Source organism: Ruegeria sp. D6 (assembly GCF_056534365.1).
The window spans coordinates 278,280-298,781 of sequence record NZ_JBQFPH010000002.1 but is presented as its reverse complement, the minus strand read 5'-3'; the positions used below and the strand labels follow the sequence as shown (position 1 = coordinate 298,781).

Sequence of the window (20,502 nt, the reverse complement as noted above, 5' to 3'; positions counted from 1 at the left end):
TCCGGAGGAACAATGGACTATGAACGTCTGATCGACGAGGAGACCTGGGGTTTCATCCGGCGCACAGCCGAGAGCTATCCCGATGATACGGTAGAGATGTCCATTGCCGACCAGCGCCGGGTCTATGATGCGATGTGTCAGGACTTCCGCCAGCCGCGCCCGCCTGGCATCGAGGTGTGCGACAGGTCTGCCGACGGCGTACCTGTTCGCATCTATACCGCCGGTTACCCCACCCGGACCGTCGTCTACATTCATGGTGGTGGGTTCGTCGTGGGGGGCTTGGACAGCCATGATGACGTCTGTGCGGAACTCTGTTCCCAGACGGGCTATCGGATCGTTTCGGTCGACTATCGATTGTGCCCCGAGCATCTGCACCCGGCGCAGTTTCAGGACAGCTGGACCGCGACGAACTGGGTGGTTCAGGAATACGGCGATCCGATCGTGCTGGCCGGTGACAGCGCGGGTGGCAATCTGGCAGCAGCCGTTTCGCACCATGGCCGGGGGCGGCTGAAAAATGTGCTGGGGCAGGTCCTCATCTATCCCGGCTTAGGCGGAGATATGTCGCAGGGGTCGTATATCGAACATGCCAATGCCCCGCTGCTGACACTGGACGATATCCAGTTTTATGAGACTGTTCGGTATCAAGGTACCACGCCCCAGAACGATCCTACCTATGCACCGTTGCATGACGTTGATTTCTCGGGGCTTCCGCCGACGGTGGTGGTGACCGCCGATTGCGATCCGCTGCGCGATGACGGGCAAGCCTATTGCGACCGGATCACAGCCGCAGGTGGGCAGGCCCATTGCATCAACGAGGCGGGTTTGGTCCACGGATATCTGCGCGCCCGAACATCGGTCAGGCGCGCCGCGGACAGTTTTGAGCGGATTTCCGTGGCGATTGAGGCTTTGGGGCAGGGGATTTGGTCTTACGACTGAACCGCGTCAGGTCAGGAACGGCTTGGCTTTCATTGTGTCCGCCAACGGCGCGCCCATGCGCTGTAGTATGGTTGGTGCAAGCTGAAGCTGGTCTATCACGGTATTGGGATCAGGGCCTTGGGCCTCACCAAAGTAATAGAGCGCCGTTTCCTGCTGCAACGGGCTGCGCCCTCCGTGATGGCCACGTTCGTCTTGGCCATGATCAGCCGTCACGATGACGTCATAGCCCAACTGCTGCCAGCGCGGAATGAACGGAGCCAGCATTTCGTCCATGACAAAACAGGCATGGTCCATCTCGGCGCAATCGTGGAAGAAACGATGCCCCATACTGTCCAATGTGCAGGTGTGCAGGATGCCATAATCCAGCCCAAAGCGCAGACACAGGTTGGTCAGTGAGGCAAACAGATCGACATCACTGGGCGTCATCTGGTTCGCTTTGCCATATCCCGTCATCGAATGAAATCGACCATGGTTGATGGTCAGGCTGTCGGGCTCGTCATATTCAACATCCCGGACGTAGTCGAAGGGGTGGCGATTGAAGAACTGAGACCAATAGCTGTGGGTGACCGCGCCGGTTACACCTCCTGCCTCACGCACCTGACTGAACACATCCTTATGGCTTAGTCGGAAGACGTTGCCGTTGCCTGTACAGCCATGCTCTTGCGGTGTGACCCCGGTGTGGATCGACGCATAGCAGCTGGCAGAGGTCGAGGGCAGCACAGAGCGGAGTTTCCAGACCCGGGCAGCACCGCTGTCGACCCATCCTTCAAGATTGCCAAACAGTCGACGAAAGTTGCGCCAGGGAACACCGTCAAGGATGATCAAAAGCAGTTTGCGGTCCATGTTCGGGCCCTTGTCTCTGAGTATTCGTTCAGGCGAACCTATGAGATTCGTCCGGTTATGGCTGCGCATTTGCGCCCCAAATAGCAAAATCCCGACGTCTGTTTGTGTTCACAGCGCCGGGAATTTGAATGGTCTTCGGTGTTTCTATGATAAGGGCGCGGATCAGTTCCCCGCGCTCTCCATTTTGCGGTGAGCGACAACCTCTTCCAGCCAGCCAAGATGCATCTCAGGCACCGAGCTAAGCAGCAAGTCTGTATAGTCGTCGAATGGAGGGCTTAGCACCTGACTCTTGGGACCGTAGCGAACCACCCGACCCTGGTACATCACCGCGATACTATCGCTGATCGCACGGACTGTCGCCAGATCGTGGGTGATGAACAGGTATGCCACATCCTCGATCTTTTGCAGATCCAGCAGCAGCTTGAGGATACCGTCCGCGACCAACGGGTCGAGCGCCGAGGTGACCTCATCACAGATGATCATCTTTGGCTTGGCTGCCAGCGATCGCGCGATACAGACACGCTGTTTTTGACCACCTGACAGTTCCGCCGGATAACGATCGATGAACTTCTCGCCCAGTTCGATCTCATCCAGCAGCTCAACGATCCGCTTGCGTTTCTCGGCGCCGCGCATGTTGAAGTAGAACTCGAGTGGGCGGCCGATAATCGTACCGACGGTCTGACGCGGGTTCATTGCCACGTCGGCCATCTGGTAGATCATTTGCAGCTCACGCAGGTCTTCACGCGTGCGGCCTTTCAGATCAGAGCTGAGCTTGCGGCCCGCAAAGGTAATCTCACCATCGCGGGGCGGAAGAAGCCCGGTGATGACCCGTGCCAGCGTAGACTTGCCCGACCCGGATTCACCCACAACCGCCAGTGTCTGCCCCGGATGAAGCTCGACGTTGACATTATGCAGCACGTCGAAGTTCAAGCCTTTGTAGCGCGCGGTGATACCATCGACGCTCAGCACGGGTTCAGGAGTTGGTTTTTTCTCTTCGTGCTCGATTGAGCGGACCGAAACCAGCGCCTGTGTGTACTCTTCTTGCGGGCGGTTGATGATCCGATCGGTATTTCCGTATTCGACCGTATCGCCCATCCGCAGCACCATGATGTCATCACTGACCTGGGCCACAACTGCCAGATCATGGGTGATATACAAGGCGGCAACGCCCGAGTCGCGAATGGCGTCTTTGATGGCCATCAGCACATCGATTTGGGTAGTCACGTCCAGTGCCGTGGTAGGTTCGTCAAAAACCACCAGATCAGGCTCAGGGCAAAGCGCCAGCGCCGTCATGCAGCGCTGCAGCTGTCCGCCCGAAACCTGGTGCGGGTAACGATCACCGATATTGTCAGGGTCGGGCAGACCCAGCTTGGCAAAAAGCTCACGCGCGCGGGCTTCAGCCTCTTTGCGCGAAAACTTCTTCTGCTCAACTGCGGCCTCGACCACTTGATCCATGATCTTCTTTGCGGGGTTGAACGATGCGGCGGCGGATTGGGAAACATATGTTACCTCACCACCGCGCAGTTTGCGGATATCCCCATGAGATGTCTTGAGGATATCACGCCCGTTTACCCAAACCTCGCCCCCGGTGATTTTCACACCGCCACGGCCATAGGCCATTGAGGCCAGACCGATGGTAGATTTGCCAGCCCCGGATTCGCCGATCAGACCCAGCACCTTGCCTGGCGCGAGGTCAAAGCTGACCCCGTGCACGATCTCGATGTCATGGGGCTTTTCACCCGGCGGATAGACGGTCGCGCCGATTTTGAGGTCGCGGACCTTGAGAAGGACATCACTCATCCCCGGCCTCCTTTCAGCGATGTGGTACGATTCAGGACCCAGTCAGCCACCAGGTTGACCGAGATTGCCAGCGTCGCAATGGCCACAGCGGGATAAAGCGCTGCGCCGATGCCATAGACGATGCCATCCTTGTTTTCTTTCACGATACCGCCCCAGTCAGCCAGCGGTGGCTGGACGCCCAGTCCCAGGAACGACAGGGTCGAGATGAACAGAACCATGAAGATGAACCGTAGCCCGAATTCGGCCACAAGTGGCGACAGCGCATTGGGCAGGATTTCCCGGAAGATGATCCAGGCGCGCCCTTCGCCGCGCAGCTTGGCGGCTTCAACATAGTCCATCACGTTGATGTCCACCGCTACGGATCGCGATAGACGATACGGGCGAGTGGCATCCAGTAAGCCCATAACAAGGATCAGGATCGGGACGGTCACCGGAACGATGGCCAGAATGACCAGTGCCAGGATCAGAGTCGGGATTGACATGATCAGATCCACCGTACGGCTGAGCGCCTGATCAGCCCATCCGCCCAGTACAGCAGCCAGCAAGCCCAGCGACGTACCGGTCAGAAAGCTGAGCAGCGTCGCCGCTGCCGCGATGAAGATTGTCGTGCGCCCGCCATAGATCATGCGGGTCAGCAGATCGCGACCGATATTGTCAGTGCCTAGCAGATGTTCGGGGCTGCTCGGCTCCCAGACGTCGCCGACGACTTCTGCCATTCCATAGGGTGCAATCAACGGGGCGGCGATCGCCACAAAGAAATAGGCGAAGGTGAAGATAAGGCCAATCAGAGCCGAAAGAGGAATGTTCTTTATCATTTCGGATGCCTCAGTCTTGGGTTGGCAAGGATCGACACGATATCTGCAACCATGTTCAGACCGATATAAACGGCCGCAAACACCACGCCGCAGGCCAGAACAACCGGCACATCACGTTTGGTCACGGCATCCACAAGGTATTGCCCCATACCTGGATAGACGAACACAACCTCGACCACGACAACACCCACGACCAGATAGGCCAGGTTCAGCATGACGACGTTCACGATCGGTGAAATCGCGTTGGGAAAGGCATGGCGGGCAATAACCTGAAATGTGCTGAGGCCTTTCAATTCAGCGGTTTCGATATAGGCCGATTGCATGAGGTTCAGAATGGCCGCGCGCGTCATGCGCATCATCTGTGCCAGCACGACCAGCGTCAGAACAAAGGCAGGTAGCGCGATTGCATTCAACTTTTGTCCAAACGACATAGAATCATTGATCATCGCAAGCGACGAGAACCATCCCAATTTCACTGAGATATAGTAGATCACCACATAACCGATCAGAAATTCGGGGATCGAAACCGTCGTCAGGGTGATGGCTGAAATCAGTTTGTCGGGCCAGCGATTGCGGAACCGCACGGCAAGCAGCCCCAGAAAGATTGCAAGCGGTACGGAAACTATTGCTGCCACGCAAGCCAGGAACAGAGTGTTCCCAAGGCGTTTTCCAATACTCTCGGAGATATCAAGTTTGTTGGTCAGGGATTGACCCAGGTCACCCTGAAGTATGCCGCCCAACCACTCGAAATAGCGTGTAAGGGCAGGGCGGTTCAGGCCCATTTCTTCGCGTAGGTTTGCCAAGGCCTCTGGAGTTGCGGACTGCCCCAGGACGGCTTGCGCGGCGTCTCCGGGTAGGGCTTCGGTTAGGCCGAAAATCAGGGCCGAAGCGCCGAGCAGCAAAAGGAGTCCCAGCGCCAGGCGCTGGGAAACCAATTTGATGATGGGATGCATTATCCGTAGCCCGTTTTAGACGAACCACATTTTGCGGGATATGTTGCCGTTCATCATCTCTTGCGTCGGGTCAGATTCCCATCCGTCCAGTTGGTTGCTGATGCCCTCGACAAAGTCGTTGAACATCGGGCAGATCAGGCCGCCTTCGTTGCGGACCATTTGACCCATCTGGCTATAGATGGCTTTGCGTTTCTCAGGGTCGAGTTCCGCCTTTGCCGCGAACAATAAGTCGTCAAACGCCTGAACCTTAAACCTCGTGTCATTCCAGTCTGCGGTCGACAGATATGCAGTCGAGTACATCTGGTCCTGAACCGGGCGGCCGCCCCAATAAGACGCACAGAAGGGTTGAACGTTCCAAACCTCGGACCAGTAGCCATCATTGGGCTCACGCTTGATTTCAAGCGGAATTCCAGCCTGTGCTGCAGTCTGCTGGAACAGAGCAGCAGCATCTACAGCACCTGGGAACGCACCATCGGCAACGCGCAAAATAATCGGAGAGCCATCATGTCCAGATTTCTTATAGTGCTCTGCAGCCTTTTCAACGCTGAACTCGCGCTGTTCGATGGTTTCATCAAACAATGGATAGGCTGAATTGATCGGCATATCATTCCCGATCGAGCCATAGCCGCGCAGAACTTTGTCAACCAATTCCGCGCGGTTGATGGCGTACTTCAGTGCGGTGCGCAGTTCATTGTTATCAAACGGAGCCGTGTCGCAATGCATGATGAAGACATAGTGACCGCGACCAGCGGTTGAATGCACCGTCAGGTTAGGCGCACGGCCCAACAGGTCGGCAACTTTGGGTTCAACGCGGTTGACGGCGTGGACCTGTCCGGACTGCAGTGCAGCGGTCCGTGCCGTCGCATCGTTGATCACAACAACTTCTACGCTGTCAAAATTGCCGAAATCGCTGTTCCAGTGGTTTTCGTTCTTGGTGAACAAGTGACGGACGCCGGGTTCGTCCACTTCTAGTTTGTACGGGCCGGTGCCGATACCTGCCGCAGGATTATCCATGCCGCCATCGGGCTGAATGATTAGGTGATAGTCGGCCATCAGATACGGCAGGTCGGCGTTCGGCTCGGTCAGTGTGACTTGGAAATTATCTCCATCGGCCTTCATCGACTCGATGCCTTTCATGATGCCCAAGGCACCTGATTTGGAATCTTCGTTCGAGTGACGCTGCATAGTTTTCAGCACGTCTTCGCTGGTCATGGTCTTGCCGTTGTGGAACTCGACCCCTTGACGCAGCTTGAACGTCCATACTTTGGCGTCTGCACTTCCTTCAACGCTTTCAGCCAGGCGCGGTTCGATGGTTCCGTCGGGCGCCACTTCGACCAGTTGGTCTCCGAACTGCTTGCCGTTCTGGAACGGGACTGAGCTTGCGTAGGTTGCTGGATCAAGTGAGTTGGTCGATTCACCACCCTGCAAACCGAATTTCAGATCGCCGCCCTTTTTCGGACCAGCGGCACGTGCGGCGTCGGCAAACATAGTGCTTGCCATTGCGGCCGAGACACCCAGTGCCGCTGCTTTACCCATGAATTCACGGCGGGTCAGCTTTCCAGCTGTGACCTGCTTTGACATGTGAGTGAGTTGTTCGTTCATCCAGATTTCTCCCAGTTGATAGGATGTTCAGCCCGTTGGTGGGCTTTTTATTGACGCATGAGTCAACTTAGGTGCAATTCAGGGCAGCGGGCAAGTGCAAATCTCTTGAAATAATGGGGAGGTTCCGCCTTTGATCGCGCCAGATGATCTTGTTATGAGCCTTTGGAAATCCAAAACCCCTTATTACTAACTACTTACTCTGACCTGAACAAATTATCCGATAGTTGCCTGGTCAGTTTAGCATGAACTTTCGTTCCACAGATCAAACGCCATTCCGGCCTTTAAGTGATTCTATCTGGTGGGTTTTTCGGATGGGCGGAGTCAGGGTCTAGGATCAGTTTTTTATTGCAACAATCAGATCCATTACGTTTGTGCCTGTGGGTCCCGTGACCAACAGCGCCCCCGCCTTGTCGAGGAAACTGCCGCTATCTGCATTGTCCAGATACGCTTGCGCCTTATCAGACCAAGTGTCGCCGGTAACGATGGCGCCTGCTGCATCTGTTGGCCCGTCGGTGCCATCTGTTCCTCCGACGATGACGGTCAAATCAGATTGCCCTGCGATTTCGCGCGCGAGTGCCAGAGCAAGGGCCTGATTACGCCCACCGCGCCCTGGCGCATCAGGTAGGACCACGGTTGGTTCGCCGCCAAATACCATGGCGCCCTTGGGCATATTCCGCAGCCGATCTCCTAATTTAGCTGCAACCGAGAGATAGTCATCGTGCATCGCTTCTTCGTTGTCGAGGACCTTGATGCCTGAGTTCTCAGCCGCAAATGCTGCGGCGTCGCGCGCGTGTGCGTTTGATGCGATTATCGCGGTGTGGGCAGAAAACTCCGGTTCGTCGGGCAATGACCCGATACCGGAGCCAATAACACCCAGATCATCACCCGGGACGTCCGAGATCGCCAGAACGATCACGCTTTTCCCCGAGAATGCCGACAACAAACCGCCACCCTTGATCCGGGACAGCTTGCGCCGTTCCGTGTTCATTGCACCGATGTCGAGACCTTCACTCAGCAGTCTTTGGTTGAGGGCCTCAAGATCATCCAATGTCGTACCGGCCACGAGGTCCTCGGCAAGCGAAGAAGCCCCTCCCGAAACTAGCAGAAGCAGCTTGCTGTCGGGTTTCATCGCCTCAACCGTTTCGCGCAATGCCTGCCCACCCTTCAGACTGCGGGCATCGGGAACCGGGTGTGCAGCTTCAATCACCACAATATGCTTAGGCAGGTCGTGGCCATGACCATCCTTGGTAACCACCAGAGTGGGCACTGGGCCAAACCGTTCGACGGCGGCACGGGCCATGGCCCCTGCGGCTTTTCCAACGGCCAATATCTGATCTGGGGCTTCGATCGCCTGAGTGGCCTCCAGCGTTGCGCGATATCCATCAACCGCCGCCACACCTGCGCGCCAAATGTCCTGTGCCTTTTGCGAACTCTGCATCAGCTTTCCATCCAAATTGTGACTGGTCCGTCATTGACCAACTCTACCGCCATGTCAGCTCCGAACGCACCTGTCTCAACCGGAATGCCCCGCGATGAAAGGTTGTGTACAAACGCCTCGTAGAGGTGTTCGCCCTCAGCCGCCGGGGCGGCCCCGGAAAACCCAGGCCTGTTTCCACGCGATGTGTCAGCTGCCAAGGTGAACTGGCTGACCACCAGGGCCGAGCCCTCAATGTCCAATATCGACCGGTTCATCTTTCCTGCGTCGTCCTTGAAGATACGGAGCTTTGCGATCTTTTCAGCCAATTGATCAGCTTGTGTCTCTCCATCCCCCTGCATCGCACAAACCAGAATCATCAATCCGGGGCCCGATCGCCCGATGACTGTTCCATCGACTTTGACCGAGGCACTGGAAATTCTTTGAAGTAAGGCGCGCATCTGCAGGTCCTGTATTCTATTGCTATTCGTGCCAATCGATCACTTCATCCAGCGCGGCACGTTCCGTTCTGAACGCGTTCGCCGGGTGATCCATATCCGCATATCCGAACGAAATCGCGCACAGAATCAAGCGATCTTCTGATATCCCGAAATAACGGTGAAGAAATGCGCCATGTGCCGCTACCGCTGCCTGCGGGATACAAGCCACACCCAGGGCCTGCGCCGCCAGTGAAAATGCGGTCACGAAGCCACCACAATCCATCGCGCCGTAAGGGCCCAGTTCAGCCGGGCTGGACAGTATGGCGCAATGTGGGGCGCCGAACAGAGCATAGTTTTCCATCATCTGTTGCGCCGAAGCCCTGCGATCACCTTTTTCGATACCAACCGCTTTGTAGAGGGCCCAGCCACAGGCGCGACGGCGCTCTTGATAAACACCGGAGTAGCCGGTTGGAAAGGGTAGGTCCGGAGTAGGCGCAACGTGCGAAGCTTCGTGTTGCAACGCGTCCCGAAACTGGTCTGTCTCGGCCCCGCTGGTGATGACGACCTGCCAGGGTTGCGCGTTGCACCAGCTTGGAACACGCGCAGCACTGGCGACGATCTGTTCAATCTGTTCGCGCGGCACCAGGTCCGTGCGAAAGGCACGGCAAGAAAAACGATCGGCCAAGAGCGCGTTCAGAGCGTCAAGGTGCAATTCAACATCTCCTTTCAGGCATGCCGAGGAGTAGGTTCCATGAGCGTGCTCTGCTTATCAGCGTTATTGCTGTCCAGTTGCCACCAGATACCCGACGCCGGCCGCAACGAGAAGGCCCAGAACCACGGCGATCGTAATCTTGATTGCGGACCAGGGACGCTCACCCTGAACGCGGCCGGTCCGGCCATTGACCACAAAACGATAGGTCTGGCCGCGGTATTTGTAGGCCGCCATCCAAACCGGCAAGAGGATGTGTTTGAATGTGACATCTCGCACTTCGGTGTCGACAGCGTGAATGCGCTGACGATCGCCTCCGATATCAAACCGCACGTCACGCTCGATCACCCGTGCCATATGTGCGCGGGCCTCTTGATAACCTTCTCGCAGTTCGACCGTGTAAGCCTCGGCGCGGAAACCGGCCAGATATTCCGGCTGGTATGGCTCAAGCGCAGGCAGGTCCCATGGCTCCAGCGCATCGGTATAGGATTTGGGCAGCGATTGTGATGCCAACACCAGAACATCGTCAAAGAACCGTGCAACCCGTCCGGATTTTGGCGTCCAGCGCACTTTGGGAACCTGTTGCTGCACGCGCTTTCCATCGCGCATGACGGTTCGGGTTTCGTAATACACCACACCGCGTTCCCCACGATAGCTCGACTTGGTATCAGCGTCGAAGGTCCAATACGGGACATAAATGCCCTGCATCTTGCGTCCCTTTCGGGCGTATTCCTTCAACCCGTTGGGTGCAAACCACAGTCGGCCCAGCCAATCCCCCATTGCCTTGTGGGCCGAGCGTTCATCCAGTGCAAACGGCAACACTCCGCGGGGTTTGATATGGCGGCTAACGCCTGTATCGGTCACTACCGGAGTGGCACAGAACGGGCACTCCGCAGCATGGGTGTTCGGATCAAACTCAACCTGAGCCGCGCAGTTCGGACAGGTCAGAACACGGGTTTCTTCAATCTCGCTGTCAGGCAAGCGATCCGCGATGGCGGCGTCGAAATCCAGCTCTCGCAGACTCGCACCACCCCATGGGCCAGCACCGATCGTTCTGGTGTTGCCACAATGATCGCAGGTCAGCGTTCCGTCACCGGGATTGAACCGATAATCCGCCCCGCATTGGTCACAGGGGAAACGGTGTTCGTCTTTCGCCATGACAGAACCTCGAAATCAGGTTACCAAATGTCAGATCACGCGCCCGGAGGCGGCGGCGGTAAAATCGTGAACAGCTGCGCCAACTCCTGCACGTCGCCTGCCTTCTTCCAGCCGTCCTGTCCGGCGGTCCAAACGTGGGTCTCGCGCGTTATCTCACCATCGGTCGCCATTCGGCCCATCTTGGCCTTGGAAAACGGCCCGCTGGTCTGGCCATCCTCCGCGATATGCCACACGTGCTCGACGGGTGGCGGGGGTGGAGGTGCCGCAGGCGCTGCGGCTTGCGGGGCAGCGGGGGCGGAACCGCCCCAAGGGCCGCTTGGTTGACCCGCTGCCATGTTCGACATCTGCTGTGCCATCGCCATACCCATTCCCATGCCAAGACCGGCGCCCATGCCGCCGCCCTGACCGGGATTGTTGGCCGCTGCGGTCATCGCTTCAGCTGCGGAATACTGCGTGAACTTGCCCAGATCGCCCGCCAACCCCATCGATGTGCGCTTGTCCAGCGCGGCCTCGACCGCTGGTGGCAGCGAGATGTTCTCGATGTAGAACTCGGGCATGCTCAAACCATATCCGTCCAGCACCGGTGACACCTCGGCGGCAATCAGTTTGCCCAGATCGGCCGTGTTCGCCGCCATATCGAGAACTGGAATGCCCGAGCCTGCGATGACGCGGCTGAATTCCTGCACGATGATGTTTCTGATCTGAAAGCTGATCTCGTCCATGGTGAATTCACCATCGGTACCGACGATTTCGACCAGGAATTTCGCCGGGTCCTTGACCCGCACCGTATAGGTGCCAAATGCCCGGATGCGCGTTGGACCGAACTCAGGATCGCGCAGCATGATCGGGTTTTTCGTGCCCCATTTCAGGTCATTGAACCGGGTCGTGTTGACGAAATAGATCTCGGACTTGAACGGAGACTGAAAGCCGTGATCCCAATGCTGCAGCGTCGTCATGATCGGCATGTTGTTTGTCTCAAGCATGTAGAGACCTGGGGTGAAGACATCCGCCAACTGACCCTCATGCACAAAGACCGCCGCTTGACCTTCGCGCACGGTCAGCTTGGCGCCGTATTTGATCTCGTGTCCTTCACGCTCGAACCGCCAGACCATGGTGTCGCGCGTATCGTCGACCCAGTGGATGACATCTATGAATTCACCGGTCAGAAAATCAAAAATTCCCATTGGATTTCTCCTGTCTTCGGGGTCAGAGCGACTGCCCCATCAATTCGCGTGCAATGATACGGACCACTGGCCGCGCTTCGTCAGCTGTCATGCCTGGCTTGAGGCGCGGGTCGTATAGAATGGTTAGTAGTTTTTCATCATGGCTTGTGAGCAGGGCGAACTCGTCGTCATCGTTGAAGATTGATGGCCGGGCAGACGGGCTGTCATTCGGCAGCCCCAATCCCTGAGCGATCTCTTCGTGGACGCAACTCAGGCGCACCAGATCGGGATGTTCCGCCCGGATCAGGGCAACAGCCCGGGTATATGTCTGTGGCGCGCTGTTCGACGCCGAAGCGAATACAAAGCAATAGAAAGAGCGCGGCAGTTTGTCGAAGAGGTCAAGTTGTGCCTGCCCTATGCCCGGGATCAGTTGTCGCAGCCGGGCTTGCACATATGCGGTATCATCTTCACCCGCCACGAAGACGTGGAAATTTGCATTCCGGGTGGTGGTTGAGACCGGGTGTCCAGTGAGCCGCGACAAGCGGTTGGCGTATGCGTCAATTCGGGCGGTCTCTTGTTGGCGGACTTCAGGTGCAACCGATGGACCAAACTCGGGCTTTATGCGAACCGGCGACGACCAGCGACTAAGCTGTCGGCTGGTGCGACTGCTGCCGCTGGCAACGGCTTGCCCCGGATATTCATTATAAAACGCTATGGTCTCAAAGTTCCGAGCCAGATCATCGGCATCATAGGGCGTATCAGGGCCACCGCCATCGGTTCTCAGCAACCCGCGCGTCAGCAAGTTGTTTTGTACGCTTTCATAGTATCGCGCGAGATCAAGGCTCGCTGGTGAGGGCGCTTGATATGCATTGCTCAGGCCTTGCGGCTGGGCAGGTTGAGGTTCAGGAGCGATCGTCGTCGTCAATGCCTCATCGCAGCCAGCAAATGCCAGCAGCGACAAGCCCAATACTGCAATCTTAGCGCGATGAAATGGCCGCACGCCCGCTGTTTCCATTATCCGGGAACAGCCGTTCCGGCATTGTCGCCGATCCCGTCCTGTCGCGCCTTGGCCGAGGCGAGCGTGTCGCGCAATTCGGCCTCCATCTTCTTCAGTTCTTCCTCGGCTGCGGCGCGTTTGGCCTTGCCTTCGTCTGCAATGGCGAGGCTTTCGTTGATGGTGCCGATCAGGTCTGCATTGGCTTGTTTGACGGCTTCGATATCGAAGACGCCACGCTCCATCTCTTCGCGGATCATTTTGTTGGATTCGCGCAAGTTGGCGGCGTTCGAGGTCAGCAATTCATTGGTCAGATCATTGGCATCACGTACGGCAGCGGCGGCCTCGGCACTGCGCTGTATGGTGACAGCTTGTGCCAGCTGGGTTTCCCAGAGCGGTACTGTGTTGACGAGGGTCGAGTTGATCTTGGTCACCAGTGACTTGTCATTTTCCTGCACCAGACGGATGGAGGGCAGCGATTGCATCGTCACCTGACGGGTAAGCTTCAGGTCGTGGACCCGGCGTTCCAGATCATCGCGCGCGGCACGCAAGTCGCGCAATTCCTGCGCTTTCATCACCTGTTGGTCTTCGGGCGCGGCCTGAACCTCGGCCTCTTTTTCAGGAATGTCGTGGCTGTCCAGCTCGGTCAGCTTCTCCTCTCCCGCTGCGATGTACAGTGCGAGTTCGTCGTAGAACTCCAGCGTTTTTTCGTACAGCAGATCCAAAGACTTGATATCTTTCAGCAGTGTATGCTCATGCCCCAGAAGATCATCTGTGATCCGGTCGATCTGGCTTTGAACGTCTTCATACTGCGCTGTGAACTTGGCAAAGGGCGCGGCGCGGCCCAGTAGTTTTTCCCACCAGCTACGCTCGCGACGTACATCGAGTTCGCTGACTGAAAATCCGCGGATCGTTGTTACGATGTTGCGAAGACTGTCACCCGCCGGGCCCACATCCTTGTTGCGGACGTCGGCCAGCATGGCCTGACTGATCTCTTGCAATTCCGCCTGTGCGGATGATCCGAACGAGACGATCGAGTTTGTGTCGCCCATATCGATCTCACCCATCCGCTTACGGATTTCGGCGCCCACCGGTTCGTCGGCCTCTTCCAGCGGGACAATCTCGGCCTGCGGCTCGGGGAGGGCGACCGCGGTGACTTCCTGCACCAGCGTTTCAGCCTCGACTGCCTTGTTCTTGATCTCATCGGACATGGGGTAATCCTCGCTTACATAAAAGCCGGTCAGTCCAACCGGACGCCTTCGCGCTGCAACCGGTCGCGCAGCACATCAATTTCAACCGTCAGATCACTGCGGTCATCCAATAGCATCTTTCGCGTCCGCGCCGCGAAATTCTGTTCAAGATCGTCCAGCAGGGCCGAGTAATCCGCCAGCGCCTGCGCATCGCGGGTACGGGCATAGACGTCCGAAAACTTCACCGTCGCATCGCGTGCGCCTTGCAAATAAACAGTTAGATATTTCCGGGCACCAGCCAGATCGCGCGGGTCTTCCTCGACCGTGCGAAACAGATCGCGGGCTGTATCCTGAAAGCGTTCGACCCGCGCTTCGATCCGGCGGTCACCTGCGCGTTTTATTGCATCTGTCATTTGGGTCAGATGGGTTTCGGCGTCCTCGACCACGCGTGCGACACGGTCCTGCTGGAAGGTGTCGACACCCTCCATTCCTTTGTCCTTCATTGGGTCGAGGCCGAAGGAAACCGAATGTAGAACCGTTGCAGCGGCGCCAAACAGGATGGGGGCCAGCAGGCTTACCTGTGATGCTGTTTCGGCGTCCAGAAATTCGGTCCGGTATGAGGCTAGCGCCGCCCCCAAACCGGTCAGAACGCTGGAAAATATCTTGCGGGGAAACGCAGGTCTGCGTGCGGTGCGGCGGGCGTTGTAAGCGGATTCGGCCCTTAAACCTTCGCGCAGCAGAAACGCGGCAGCGGTCAGTAGCCCTGCCGCAACCAGGCCTATGGTCATTCCGATCGCGCCATCGTTCAGAGACAGAAACACCAGTGGTATCGCCGGGACAAACAGGATGTTCGCGCGTGCACCTGCCGGTTCGACACGGGCACCATCGAATTGGCCACGCGATGGCTGATCCTGCGAGGAAACATCGCCTTCTGGGCTGAATTTGCCGCCGTACCGTTTGGCCATTTCGCTACAGGCCCCCCAACAGACCGGTGCAGACGCCGAACAACAGCACCAACAGGGCCGCATAGGCCAATTTTTGTACTCCGGTCCCGGACATGGCGCCCCCCAACTGTGACCATCAGGGAAAATTTAGGCGATACGAGGGCTTGGCGCTAGGGGGAAGGTTGAATAACCCGCGTCACTTGCGAGGTTTCTTGCCGATTGCTGGTCTTTTGCGCTGCGGTCGAGCAGGGCGTTTGGCCGGGGGTATTCCGCTATCCTCAGCATCCAGCCCCAGTTGGTCGCGCATGACACGGCGGCGGATTTCTTCAACCTCGCCGGGTTTCAGCTTGCCCAGTTGGAATGGGCCGTAAGAAACCCGCAAAAGCCTGTTCACCACATAACCGATATCTTCGATAGCGCGGCGGATTTCGCGATTCTTGCCTTCGCGCAGGCCGATGGTCAGCCAAGCGTTCGCGCCCTGTTGACGGTCCAGTGTCACGGTCATGGGTTGAAACCGCTCACCATCGATTACCAGGCCTATGCGCAGCGGTTCGAAATCCTCGTCTTTGGGGCGTCCATTTACCCGCACCCGGTATTTGCGTAGCCATCCAGTTGAGGGCAGTTCCAGCTTGCGCTTGATGCCGCCATCATTAGTCAGCAGCAGCAATCCTTCCGAGTTCAGATCGAGCCGCCCAACGCTCATGACCCGGGGCATATCCTCGGGCAGGTCGTCAAAAATCGTCTTGCGACCTTTTTCGTCACGCGCCGTCGTCACCAGTCCCGGTGGCTTGTGATAGAGCCACAGGCGTGATGGCTCGGGTTCGGAGACCGGTTTGCCATCGACGGTAATCCTGTCCTTGGCGGTTACGTTCAGCGCAGGGCTGTTGATCGCCTTGCCATTCACGGTCACACGTCCGGCTTCGATCATGCGTTCAGCTTCGCGGCGCGAGGCGACACCGGCGCGGGCCAGCACTTTGGCGATCCGGTCGCCGGGAGGAGGGGTATTGGTCATCCTCCGGCCATAACCCATCCCGGCGGCTTGCGAAAGACGGGTTTCTGAGGCAGTCAGAGGCATGAAGTTCAGATCCCACATGAAACAGGCGCTGGAACAGGCACAGGCGGCAGCAGACCGAGGTGAAGTACCGGTCGGCGCGGTGATCGTCGCGCCCGACGGGCAGGTGGTGGCCGCAGATGGGAACCGCACCCGCGAGTTGAATGACCCCACTGCCCATGCTGAGATTCTGGCTCTGCGCGCCGCATGTGCCGCGGCCGGGTCCGAGCGTTTACCCGATCATGACCTTTACGTAACCCTTGAGCCTTGTGCCATGTGCGCCGCAGCGCTGGCCGCAGCCCGCATCCGGCGCATCTACTACGGCGCTTCCGATCCGAAATCTGGCGGTGTCGCGCATGGCGCGCGCGTGTTTTCACACCCACAGGCCCACCATCGACCCGAGGTCTATGACGGCATTGCCGCCGAAGAGGCTGCCGCGCTGCTGAAACGCTTCTTCGCGGCGCAGCGCGGTTAAGTTTTTACGACCATTTCACGTGGGATATCAGCCAGGGGCTTGCCCCCATCTGACGTCACCACAAAGCTTTCGGTAGTCGCCAGTCCCCAGTCTGGGGTCCAGAGGCCGGGCATTAGGTGAAAGGTCATATTCTCTTGCAATTCCGTCGTGTCACCGGGTCGCAGGCTCATGGTGCGCTCGCCCCAGTCGGGCGGATAGCTGAGCCCGATGGGATAGCCGGTGCGGTTGGCTTTGACATACCCCGCGCGGGCGAAACTGTCATAGACACAAGCCGCGACCTCTTCGCAGGTGATGCCAGGGCGTGCGGCGGTCATTGTGTCGTCGATAGCGGTTAGAACGGCAGCTTCGGCCCGGCGGATATCATCCGGGGGATCACCCAGAAACAGGCTGCGACTGGCGGGGCAGTGATAGCGTCGATAGCAGCCGGAGATTTCGAAATAGGTCGCCTCATCCCGCGCCAGAGGTCGGTCGTTCCAAGTAATGTGCGAAGCAGAAGCCTCACGACCGGAGGGTGCAATCGGCACGATAGCAGGGTAATCTCCGGCTAGGCCGGGCAGTCCGGCGATGCCTGCCGCCTGCACTTCGGCGACAAGTTGGTTTTTGGGCATTCCTTCCTGATATGCGTCACGCAGAACACCGTGCATATGTGCGGTCAGCTGACCCGCCTTGCGCATCATTACGATCTCGGCATCGCTTTTTACGGCGCGCTTCCAATTCACAAGCCCTGTGGCATCAATCAATGCACCGAAGGCGCGTTCGAGGATGCGGTGACTGGCGGCTGAGTAATAATAGTTATCCATCTCCACGCCGATACCAGAGGTCCAGCCGCGATCCCGCAACGCAAGGACGAGCGCGTCGACCGGATGGTGGTCCGGGTGTTGCACATGCTCTTCGGGCCAGTCCAGCAGGTCCCTCGGGTCCAGCCAGGTGGTCTGCGCGGCCCCCGCTTTGTCCTGCGTTCTGCCCCACCAAAGGGGCGATCCGCTGGCGGGCAGGATGACCATCTGCGGTACGTAAAAGCTCCAACCGTCATAACCGGTGAGCCACGCCATGTTCGATGGGTCCGTGATCAACAAGGTCTCGATACCCTGTTGATCCATCGCAGAACGGGTCTTGTGAATGCGGTCAGCGTATTCCTGCGCGCTGAAATCAGACGCGGGCATCAGAGAGAAATCGCCTGCATGACCTCGGGCTCGATTACATCGACACCGGGTAACCCGTCAGCCAATTCCTGAGCCGATTGCGCGAGAATCGGAAAGGTCTTGTAATGGCACGGGATCACTGTCTTGAAATTGAAATACCGCTTGGCAGCATAGGCAGTGCCCTTCATGTCCATGGTAAAGTGGCCGCCTGCCGAAAGGATGCCGATATCGGGTTTGTAATAATCACCCATCCACTCCATGTCGGCCATAATGTCGGTATCGCCCGAGAAATAGAGCATACGGTCCTCGGACGCGATCATATAGCCGACCTCGGTTCCACCCGTGCGCAGACCATCAGGCGTCGAGAAGGTCGAGCTGTGCGAGGCAGGCACCATCGTTAATTTGACACCGTTTAGGTCAACAGTGCCACCTTTGTTGAATCCGACCGTTTCAATACCTTCAGCCTCGGCCCAGTAGCCCATCAGGTCGTATTGCCCGACCACGGGCACGTTTAGATGTTTGGCCAGCGGCAGCACATCGACGACATGATCGAAATGAGTATGAGTCAGCAGGATATGCGTCGCGCCCGCAACGGCTGCGTCATGCTGATCTTCGGGCAAAGACGGGTTGCCCGTCAGCCAGGGATCGATCAATAGAACTTGTCCTGCTGTTTCGATGCGAAAGCTGCCATGTCCCAGCCAAATGATATCCATAGAGAATCCTCCCATTTTCCGCTTGGAGTCAGCCTAGCATCGGCTATGTAAAAATCTATGGATTGGACGCAGTATGTTGATGGATATTGTGAGCGGCTCTCGCCCGCGTATTGGGCCGAGCCGATAAACGCGATTACCAATGCGGCCTTTCTTATTGCTGCATTTGTGATGTGGCAAAGGGCGCGCGGGCAGGGCGCACCGTTGGCGATGGCTTTGGTTGTCATATTGGCGATGATCGGAATTGGCAGCTATCTGTTCCATACCCATGCGCAGGTTTGGGCGGCGATCTTGGATGTGACGCCAATTCTGCTGTACATCCTCGTTTACATCTACGCAGTGAATCGCGATGTCTGGCGGCTGAGCAACAGATACGCGCTGGGTTTGACCGCGCTGTTCTTTCCATACGTGGCGCTGACGATCCCGCTATTCCAGTTGGTGCCTGGCCTTGGTGGCTCGGCGGCATACGCCCCAGTTCCTCTATTGATTCTGATTTATGCGGTCCTGTTGCGCCGGAAAGCCCCGGACACTGCGCGTGGGCTGACAATAGGAGCAACTGTCCTGATTACCTCGATCACCTTTCGATCACTAGACACTCCAATTTGCGGGTATCTGCCAACGGGGACGCATTTTATGTGGCACATTCTGAATGCAGTTATGCTGGGCTGGATGATTGAGGTTTATCTGCGGGCGATCCGAAATCCACCTGCCGGAGCTGCGGTGGCTGCAGGATCAGGGCATTGATCAGAACCACCTAAGCATCTTCCTGATTGGTTAGTCCCTGAACGCAGCAGCCAAAGCCTCGGGCAGATCAAATTCAGCCAATACGCGCGCGCGGCCTTCGGCTGACATCTTGAAAGCCGTTTTTTCAACAATGCGCTGGATTTTTTCGGCGGAGTGCTTGGCGGCAAAAGGTTCAAAGTACCATTTCAGAAAAACGAAACAGATCACGTCCTCAAGCGCCTGTACCTCGGCATTGCGCTTGATCCCCTGTTTGCGCAGCATTTGCCCGACGGCTTCTATATCGTCCGCACCATATTCAGCCTGTTCCATGAATCCTTGCACAACGTCAGCGTGATATACGCCTTGCGCCTTCCTCCAGGCCAGATACCCTGCACGTCCTTCGGGGTATTCAGTGCGCTTTAGCTTCCAGCGTTCGACATGCTGACCACGTGCGGCGATCTGTAAAGCATCCGACGCATCGGGAAATAGCCGATCCAGCTCTGCGCTCATGCGTTGGCCATAAAGCAGTTCGACCGGCTGACCGTCCTCTATATTAGGGTCTTGCGCATTTGCTGCGTCAATTGCGTCCAGAACGGTTTGCTTGCGTGTGCTCATTCTCTGCTCCGTTAGCTCGCCTGAACTGCACCTGACGGGTGGTTCGGCGTTTGGTCCAAGACCATGCTAACGAGTTGTTGGAATGGGTGCAGCAGTCAATTGTAAAAAGCGCCGGATCGGGAGGGGGCATACCGATCCGGCGCGCAGGTCAGGGTTATTTGCCTGCCTGGGTGTGGTCCCTCGTCACGGGCTCCGAAACAGGCGCGGGGAAGCTAAGGTTTCGGGTCAGATTGTTCATATCGATACCCAAAGCCAGGGCGGGCGAGGTCAGAACCAGAGCGGACAATATGAAGGCGGGAAGAAGGGTTTTCATGAGGTGTCTCCGATTTCTCGTTGCGTCACGATATTGAGGTGAACTGTTCGGTTCATTTTTTCAATGGCAAAACTGAACTAATCGGTTTACTTATTTGCATATCAGCCATTCAAATATGCATGGCAGCTGGCGATATTGGGTTTGAATCCGCGTCTGCCGCCTGTCGCTCTTGCGAGTGTTGCGGCAGGCAGGTAAACGCCCCCTAACGTAGATGAGGGTTTCCGATGTCGATTGACCAAAGCACCGCCGCCAAGGTGGCCAAACTGGCCCGGATCAAGGTCGAGGATGATGCGCTGCCTGCGCTGGCGTCCGAGTTCAACAATATCCTCGGGTTTATCGAGCAACTGAACGAAGTGGATGTCGAAGGCGTCGAGCCGATGGTCTCGGTCGAGCCGATGCGCCTGAAGCGTCGTCAGGACGTGGTCACCGATGGAAACCAGCAGGACAAGGTCCTATCCAACGCCCCCGATGCGCGCGAAGGGTTCTTCGCTGTTCCAAAAGTTGTGGAGTAA

General features: G+C 57.4%; 22 protein-coding genes. 4 read left to right on the top strand and 18 right to left on the bottom strand.

Annotation, left to right across the window (positions count from 1 at the left end):
* Positions 1-12 precede the first annotated feature (12 nt).
* On the top strand, positions 13-936 hold the full coding sequence (locus ACR0A1_RS08930) for an alpha/beta hydrolase (RefSeq protein ID WP_480867132.1): 924 nt from the start codon (positions 13-15) through the stop codon (positions 934-936).
* 6 nt (positions 937-942) lie between these two features.
* Here the strand turns inward: ACR0A1_RS08930 and ACR0A1_RS08925 are convergent, their stop codons facing one another.
* The 14 genes from ACR0A1_RS08925 to ACR0A1_RS08860 form a co-directional block, all read right to left on the bottom strand.
* Positions 943-1,779 carry an alkaline phosphatase family protein gene (locus tag ACR0A1_RS08925; RefSeq protein ID WP_480867130.1) on the bottom strand — a complete coding sequence of 279 codons (837 nt, stop codon included), beginning with the start codon at positions 1,777-1,779 and terminating at the stop codon, positions 943-945.
* A 162-nt stretch (positions 1,780-1,941) separates the two neighbouring features.
* The gene (locus tag ACR0A1_RS08920; RefSeq protein ID WP_480867128.1) at positions 1,942-3,579 is read right to left on the bottom strand and encodes an ABC transporter ATP-binding protein; all 1,638 of its coding nucleotides are present in this window, start codon (positions 3,577-3,579) and stop codon (positions 1,942-1,944) included.
* On the bottom strand, positions 3,576-4,391 hold the full coding sequence (locus tag ACR0A1_RS08915; protein ID WP_170402849.1) for an ABC transporter permease: 816 nt from the start codon (positions 4,389-4,391) through the stop codon (positions 3,576-3,578). The genes ACR0A1_RS08920 and ACR0A1_RS08915 overlap by 4 nt, the downstream gene beginning before the upstream one ends.
* The gene (locus ACR0A1_RS08910; RefSeq protein ID WP_170392259.1) at positions 4,391-5,347 is read right to left on the bottom strand and encodes an ABC transporter permease; all 957 of its coding nucleotides are present in this window, start codon (positions 5,345-5,347) and stop codon (positions 4,391-4,393) included. Before ACR0A1_RS08910 ends, ACR0A1_RS08915 begins: the two co-directional genes overlap by 1 nt.
* 15 nt (positions 5,348-5,362) lie before the next feature.
* On the bottom strand, positions 5,363-6,949 hold the full coding sequence (locus tag ACR0A1_RS08905) for an ABC transporter substrate-binding protein (RefSeq protein ID WP_170401652.1): 1,587 nt from the start codon (positions 6,947-6,949) through the stop codon (positions 5,363-5,365).
* 334 nt (positions 6,950-7,283) lie between these two features.
* Entirely contained in the window at positions 7,284-8,387 is a 1,104-nt protein-coding gene (locus ACR0A1_RS08900; protein ID WP_170732971.1) for a DUF4147 domain-containing protein, read from the bottom strand.
* Positions 8,387-8,824: a D-aminoacyl-tRNA deacylase gene (gene dtd / locus ACR0A1_RS08895; RefSeq protein WP_170512407.1), complete on the bottom strand. Its 438-nt coding sequence runs from the start codon at positions 8,822-8,824 to the stop codon at positions 8,387-8,389. The genes ACR0A1_RS08900 and dtd overlap by 1 nt, the downstream gene beginning before the upstream one ends.
* Positions 8,825-8,846: 22 nt before the next feature.
* The gene (locus ACR0A1_RS08890) at positions 8,847-9,515 is read right to left on the bottom strand and encodes a nitroreductase (protein ID WP_480591941.1); all 669 of its coding nucleotides are present in this window, start codon (positions 9,513-9,515) and stop codon (positions 8,847-8,849) included.
* Between the two features lie 63 nt (positions 9,516-9,578).
* The gene (locus ACR0A1_RS08885) at positions 9,579-10,670 is read right to left on the bottom strand and encodes a TFIIB-type zinc finger domain-containing protein (RefSeq protein ID WP_170392249.1); all 1,092 of its coding nucleotides are present in this window, start codon (positions 10,668-10,670) and stop codon (positions 9,579-9,581) included.
* 35 nt (positions 10,671-10,705) lie between these two features.
* Entirely contained in the window at positions 10,706-11,854 is a 1,149-nt protein-coding gene (locus tag ACR0A1_RS08880; protein ID WP_480567274.1) for an SPFH domain-containing protein, read from the bottom strand.
* Between the two features lie 22 nt (positions 11,855-11,876).
* Positions 11,877-12,848, bottom strand: a complete 972-nt coding sequence (locus ACR0A1_RS08875; protein WP_170512426.1) for a DUF2927 domain-containing protein — start codon at positions 12,846-12,848, stop codon at positions 11,877-11,879.
* Positions 12,848-14,038: a toxic anion resistance protein gene (locus tag ACR0A1_RS08870; protein ID WP_170392243.1), complete on the bottom strand. Its 1,191-nt coding sequence runs from the start codon at positions 14,036-14,038 to the stop codon at positions 12,848-12,850. Before ACR0A1_RS08870 ends, ACR0A1_RS08875 begins: the two co-directional genes overlap by 1 nt.
* Before the next feature lie 29 nt (positions 14,039-14,067).
* Entirely contained in the window at positions 14,068-14,982 is a 915-nt protein-coding gene (locus ACR0A1_RS08865) for a 5-bromo-4-chloroindolyl phosphate hydrolysis family protein (RefSeq protein WP_170401630.1), read from the bottom strand.
* A gap of 175 nt (positions 14,983-15,157) precedes the next feature.
* Complete coding sequence (locus tag ACR0A1_RS08860) at positions 15,158-16,036, bottom strand: pseudouridine synthase (RefSeq protein WP_480867123.1); 879 nt, start codon at positions 16,034-16,036, stop codon at positions 15,158-15,160.
* Here ACR0A1_RS08860 and ACR0A1_RS08855 point away from each other — a divergent pair.
* Complete coding sequence (locus ACR0A1_RS08855; RefSeq protein ID WP_170420696.1) at positions 16,035-16,487, top strand: nucleoside deaminase; 453 nt, start codon at positions 16,035-16,037, stop codon at positions 16,485-16,487. The genes ACR0A1_RS08860 and ACR0A1_RS08855 overlap by 2 nt on opposite strands.
* On the opposite strand, the gene ACR0A1_RS08850 is transcribed toward ACR0A1_RS08855, so the two are convergent.
* Positions 16,484-17,650, bottom strand: coding sequence for a M24 family metallopeptidase (locus tag ACR0A1_RS08850; protein WP_480867120.1), 1,167 nt, complete (start codon positions 17,648-17,650; stop codon positions 16,484-16,486). The genes ACR0A1_RS08855 and ACR0A1_RS08850 overlap by 4 nt on opposite strands.
* Positions 17,650-18,342 (bottom strand): metal-dependent hydrolase, encoded by a 693-nt coding sequence (locus ACR0A1_RS08845; RefSeq protein WP_170392232.1) that lies wholly within the window; start codon positions 18,340-18,342, stop codon positions 17,650-17,652. Before ACR0A1_RS08845 ends, ACR0A1_RS08850 begins: the two co-directional genes overlap by 1 nt.
* 57 nt (positions 18,343-18,399) lie before the next feature.
* On the opposite strand from ACR0A1_RS08845, the gene ACR0A1_RS08840 reads away from it, so the two are divergent.
* Positions 18,400-19,083 (top strand): ceramidase domain-containing protein, encoded by a 684-nt coding sequence (locus ACR0A1_RS08840; protein ID WP_170392230.1) that lies wholly within the window; start codon positions 18,400-18,402, stop codon positions 19,081-19,083.
* 30 nt (positions 19,084-19,113) lie between these two features.
* On the opposite strand, the gene ACR0A1_RS08835 is transcribed toward ACR0A1_RS08840, so the two are convergent.
* Together ACR0A1_RS08835 and ACR0A1_RS08830 are read right to left on the bottom strand one after the other, a co-directional pair.
* Entirely contained in the window at positions 19,114-19,677 is a 564-nt protein-coding gene (locus tag ACR0A1_RS08835) for a DUF4202 domain-containing protein (RefSeq protein ID WP_170512391.1), read from the bottom strand.
* 154 nt (positions 19,678-19,831) lie between these two features.
* Positions 19,832-19,990 (bottom strand): hypothetical protein, encoded by a 159-nt coding sequence (locus ACR0A1_RS08830; protein ID WP_170401611.1) that lies wholly within the window; start codon positions 19,988-19,990, stop codon positions 19,832-19,834.
* A gap of 224 nt (positions 19,991-20,214) precedes the next feature.
* Here ACR0A1_RS08830 and gatC point away from each other — a divergent pair, with 224 nt between their 5' ends.
* On the top strand, positions 20,215-20,502 hold the full coding sequence (gene gatC, locus ACR0A1_RS08825) for an Asp-tRNA(Asn)/Glu-tRNA(Gln) amidotransferase subunit GatC (protein WP_170392224.1): 288 nt from the start codon (positions 20,215-20,217) through the stop codon (positions 20,500-20,502).

Excerpts from the sequence above, each read along its gene's own strand:
- ACR0A1_RS08905 (WP_170401652.1), bottom strand. The coding sequence starts at position 6,949 with ATGAACGAACAACTCACTCACATGTCAAAGCAGGTCACAGCTGGAAAG.
- ACR0A1_RS08845 (WP_170392232.1), bottom strand. The coding sequence starts at position 18,342 with ATGGATATCATTTGGCTGGGACATGGCAGCTTTCGCATCGAAACAGCA.
- gatC (WP_170392224.1), top strand. The coding sequence starts at position 20,215 with ATGTCGATTGACCAAAGCACCGCCGCCAAGGTGGCCAAACTGGCCCGG.
- ACR0A1_RS08835 (WP_170512391.1), bottom strand. The coding sequence starts at position 19,677 with ATGAGCACACGCAAGCAAACCGTTCTGGACGCAATTGACGCAGCAAAT.
- ACR0A1_RS08875 (WP_170512426.1), bottom strand. The coding sequence starts at position 12,848 with ATGGAAACAGCGGGCGTGCGGCCATTTCATCGCGCTAAGATTGCAGTA.
- dtd (WP_170512407.1), bottom strand. The coding sequence starts at position 8,824 with ATGCGCGCCTTACTTCAAAGAATTTCCAGTGCCTCGGTCAAAGTCGAT.
- ACR0A1_RS08840 (WP_170392230.1), top strand. The coding sequence starts at position 18,400 with ATGGATTGGACGCAGTATGTTGATGGATATTGTGAGCGGCTCTCGCCC.
- ACR0A1_RS08870 (WP_170392243.1), bottom strand. The coding sequence starts at position 14,038 with ATGTCCGATGAGATCAAGAACAAGGCAGTCGAGGCTGAAACGCTGGTG.
- ACR0A1_RS08855 (WP_170420696.1), top strand. The coding sequence starts at position 16,035 with ATGAAGTTCAGATCCCACATGAAACAGGCGCTGGAACAGGCACAGGCG.
- ACR0A1_RS08920 (WP_480867128.1), bottom strand. The coding sequence starts at position 3,579 with ATGAGTGATGTCCTTCTCAAGGTCCGCGACCTCAAAATCGGCGCGACC.
- ACR0A1_RS08925 (WP_480867130.1), bottom strand. The coding sequence starts at position 1,779 with ATGGACCGCAAACTGCTTTTGATCATCCTTGACGGTGTTCCCTGGCGC.
- ACR0A1_RS08830 (WP_170401611.1), bottom strand. The coding sequence starts at position 19,990 with ATGAAAACCCTTCTTCCCGCCTTCATATTGTCCGCTCTGGTTCTGACC.
- ACR0A1_RS08860 (WP_480867123.1), bottom strand. The coding sequence starts at position 16,036 with ATGCCTCTGACTGCCTCAGAAACCCGTCTTTCGCAAGCCGCCGGGATG.
- ACR0A1_RS08850 (WP_480867120.1), bottom strand. The coding sequence starts at position 17,650 with ATGCCCGCGTCTGATTTCAGCGCGCAGGAATACGCTGACCGCATTCAC.
- ACR0A1_RS08885 (WP_170392249.1), bottom strand. The coding sequence starts at position 10,670 with ATGGCGAAAGACGAACACCGTTTCCCCTGTGACCAATGCGGGGCGGAT.
- ACR0A1_RS08865 (WP_170401630.1), bottom strand. The coding sequence starts at position 14,982 with ATGGCCAAACGGTACGGCGGCAAATTCAGCCCAGAAGGCGATGTTTCC.
- ACR0A1_RS08880 (WP_480567274.1), bottom strand. The coding sequence starts at position 11,854 with ATGGGAATTTTTGATTTTCTGACCGGTGAATTCATAGATGTCATCCAC.
- ACR0A1_RS08900 (WP_170732971.1), bottom strand. The coding sequence starts at position 8,387 with ATGCAGAGTTCGCAAAAGGCACAGGACATTTGGCGCGCAGGTGTGGCG.
- ACR0A1_RS08910 (WP_170392259.1), bottom strand. The coding sequence starts at position 5,347 with ATGCATCCCATCATCAAATTGGTTTCCCAGCGCCTGGCGCTGGGACTC.
- ACR0A1_RS08930 (WP_480867132.1), top strand. The coding sequence starts at position 13 with ATGGACTATGAACGTCTGATCGACGAGGAGACCTGGGGTTTCATCCGG.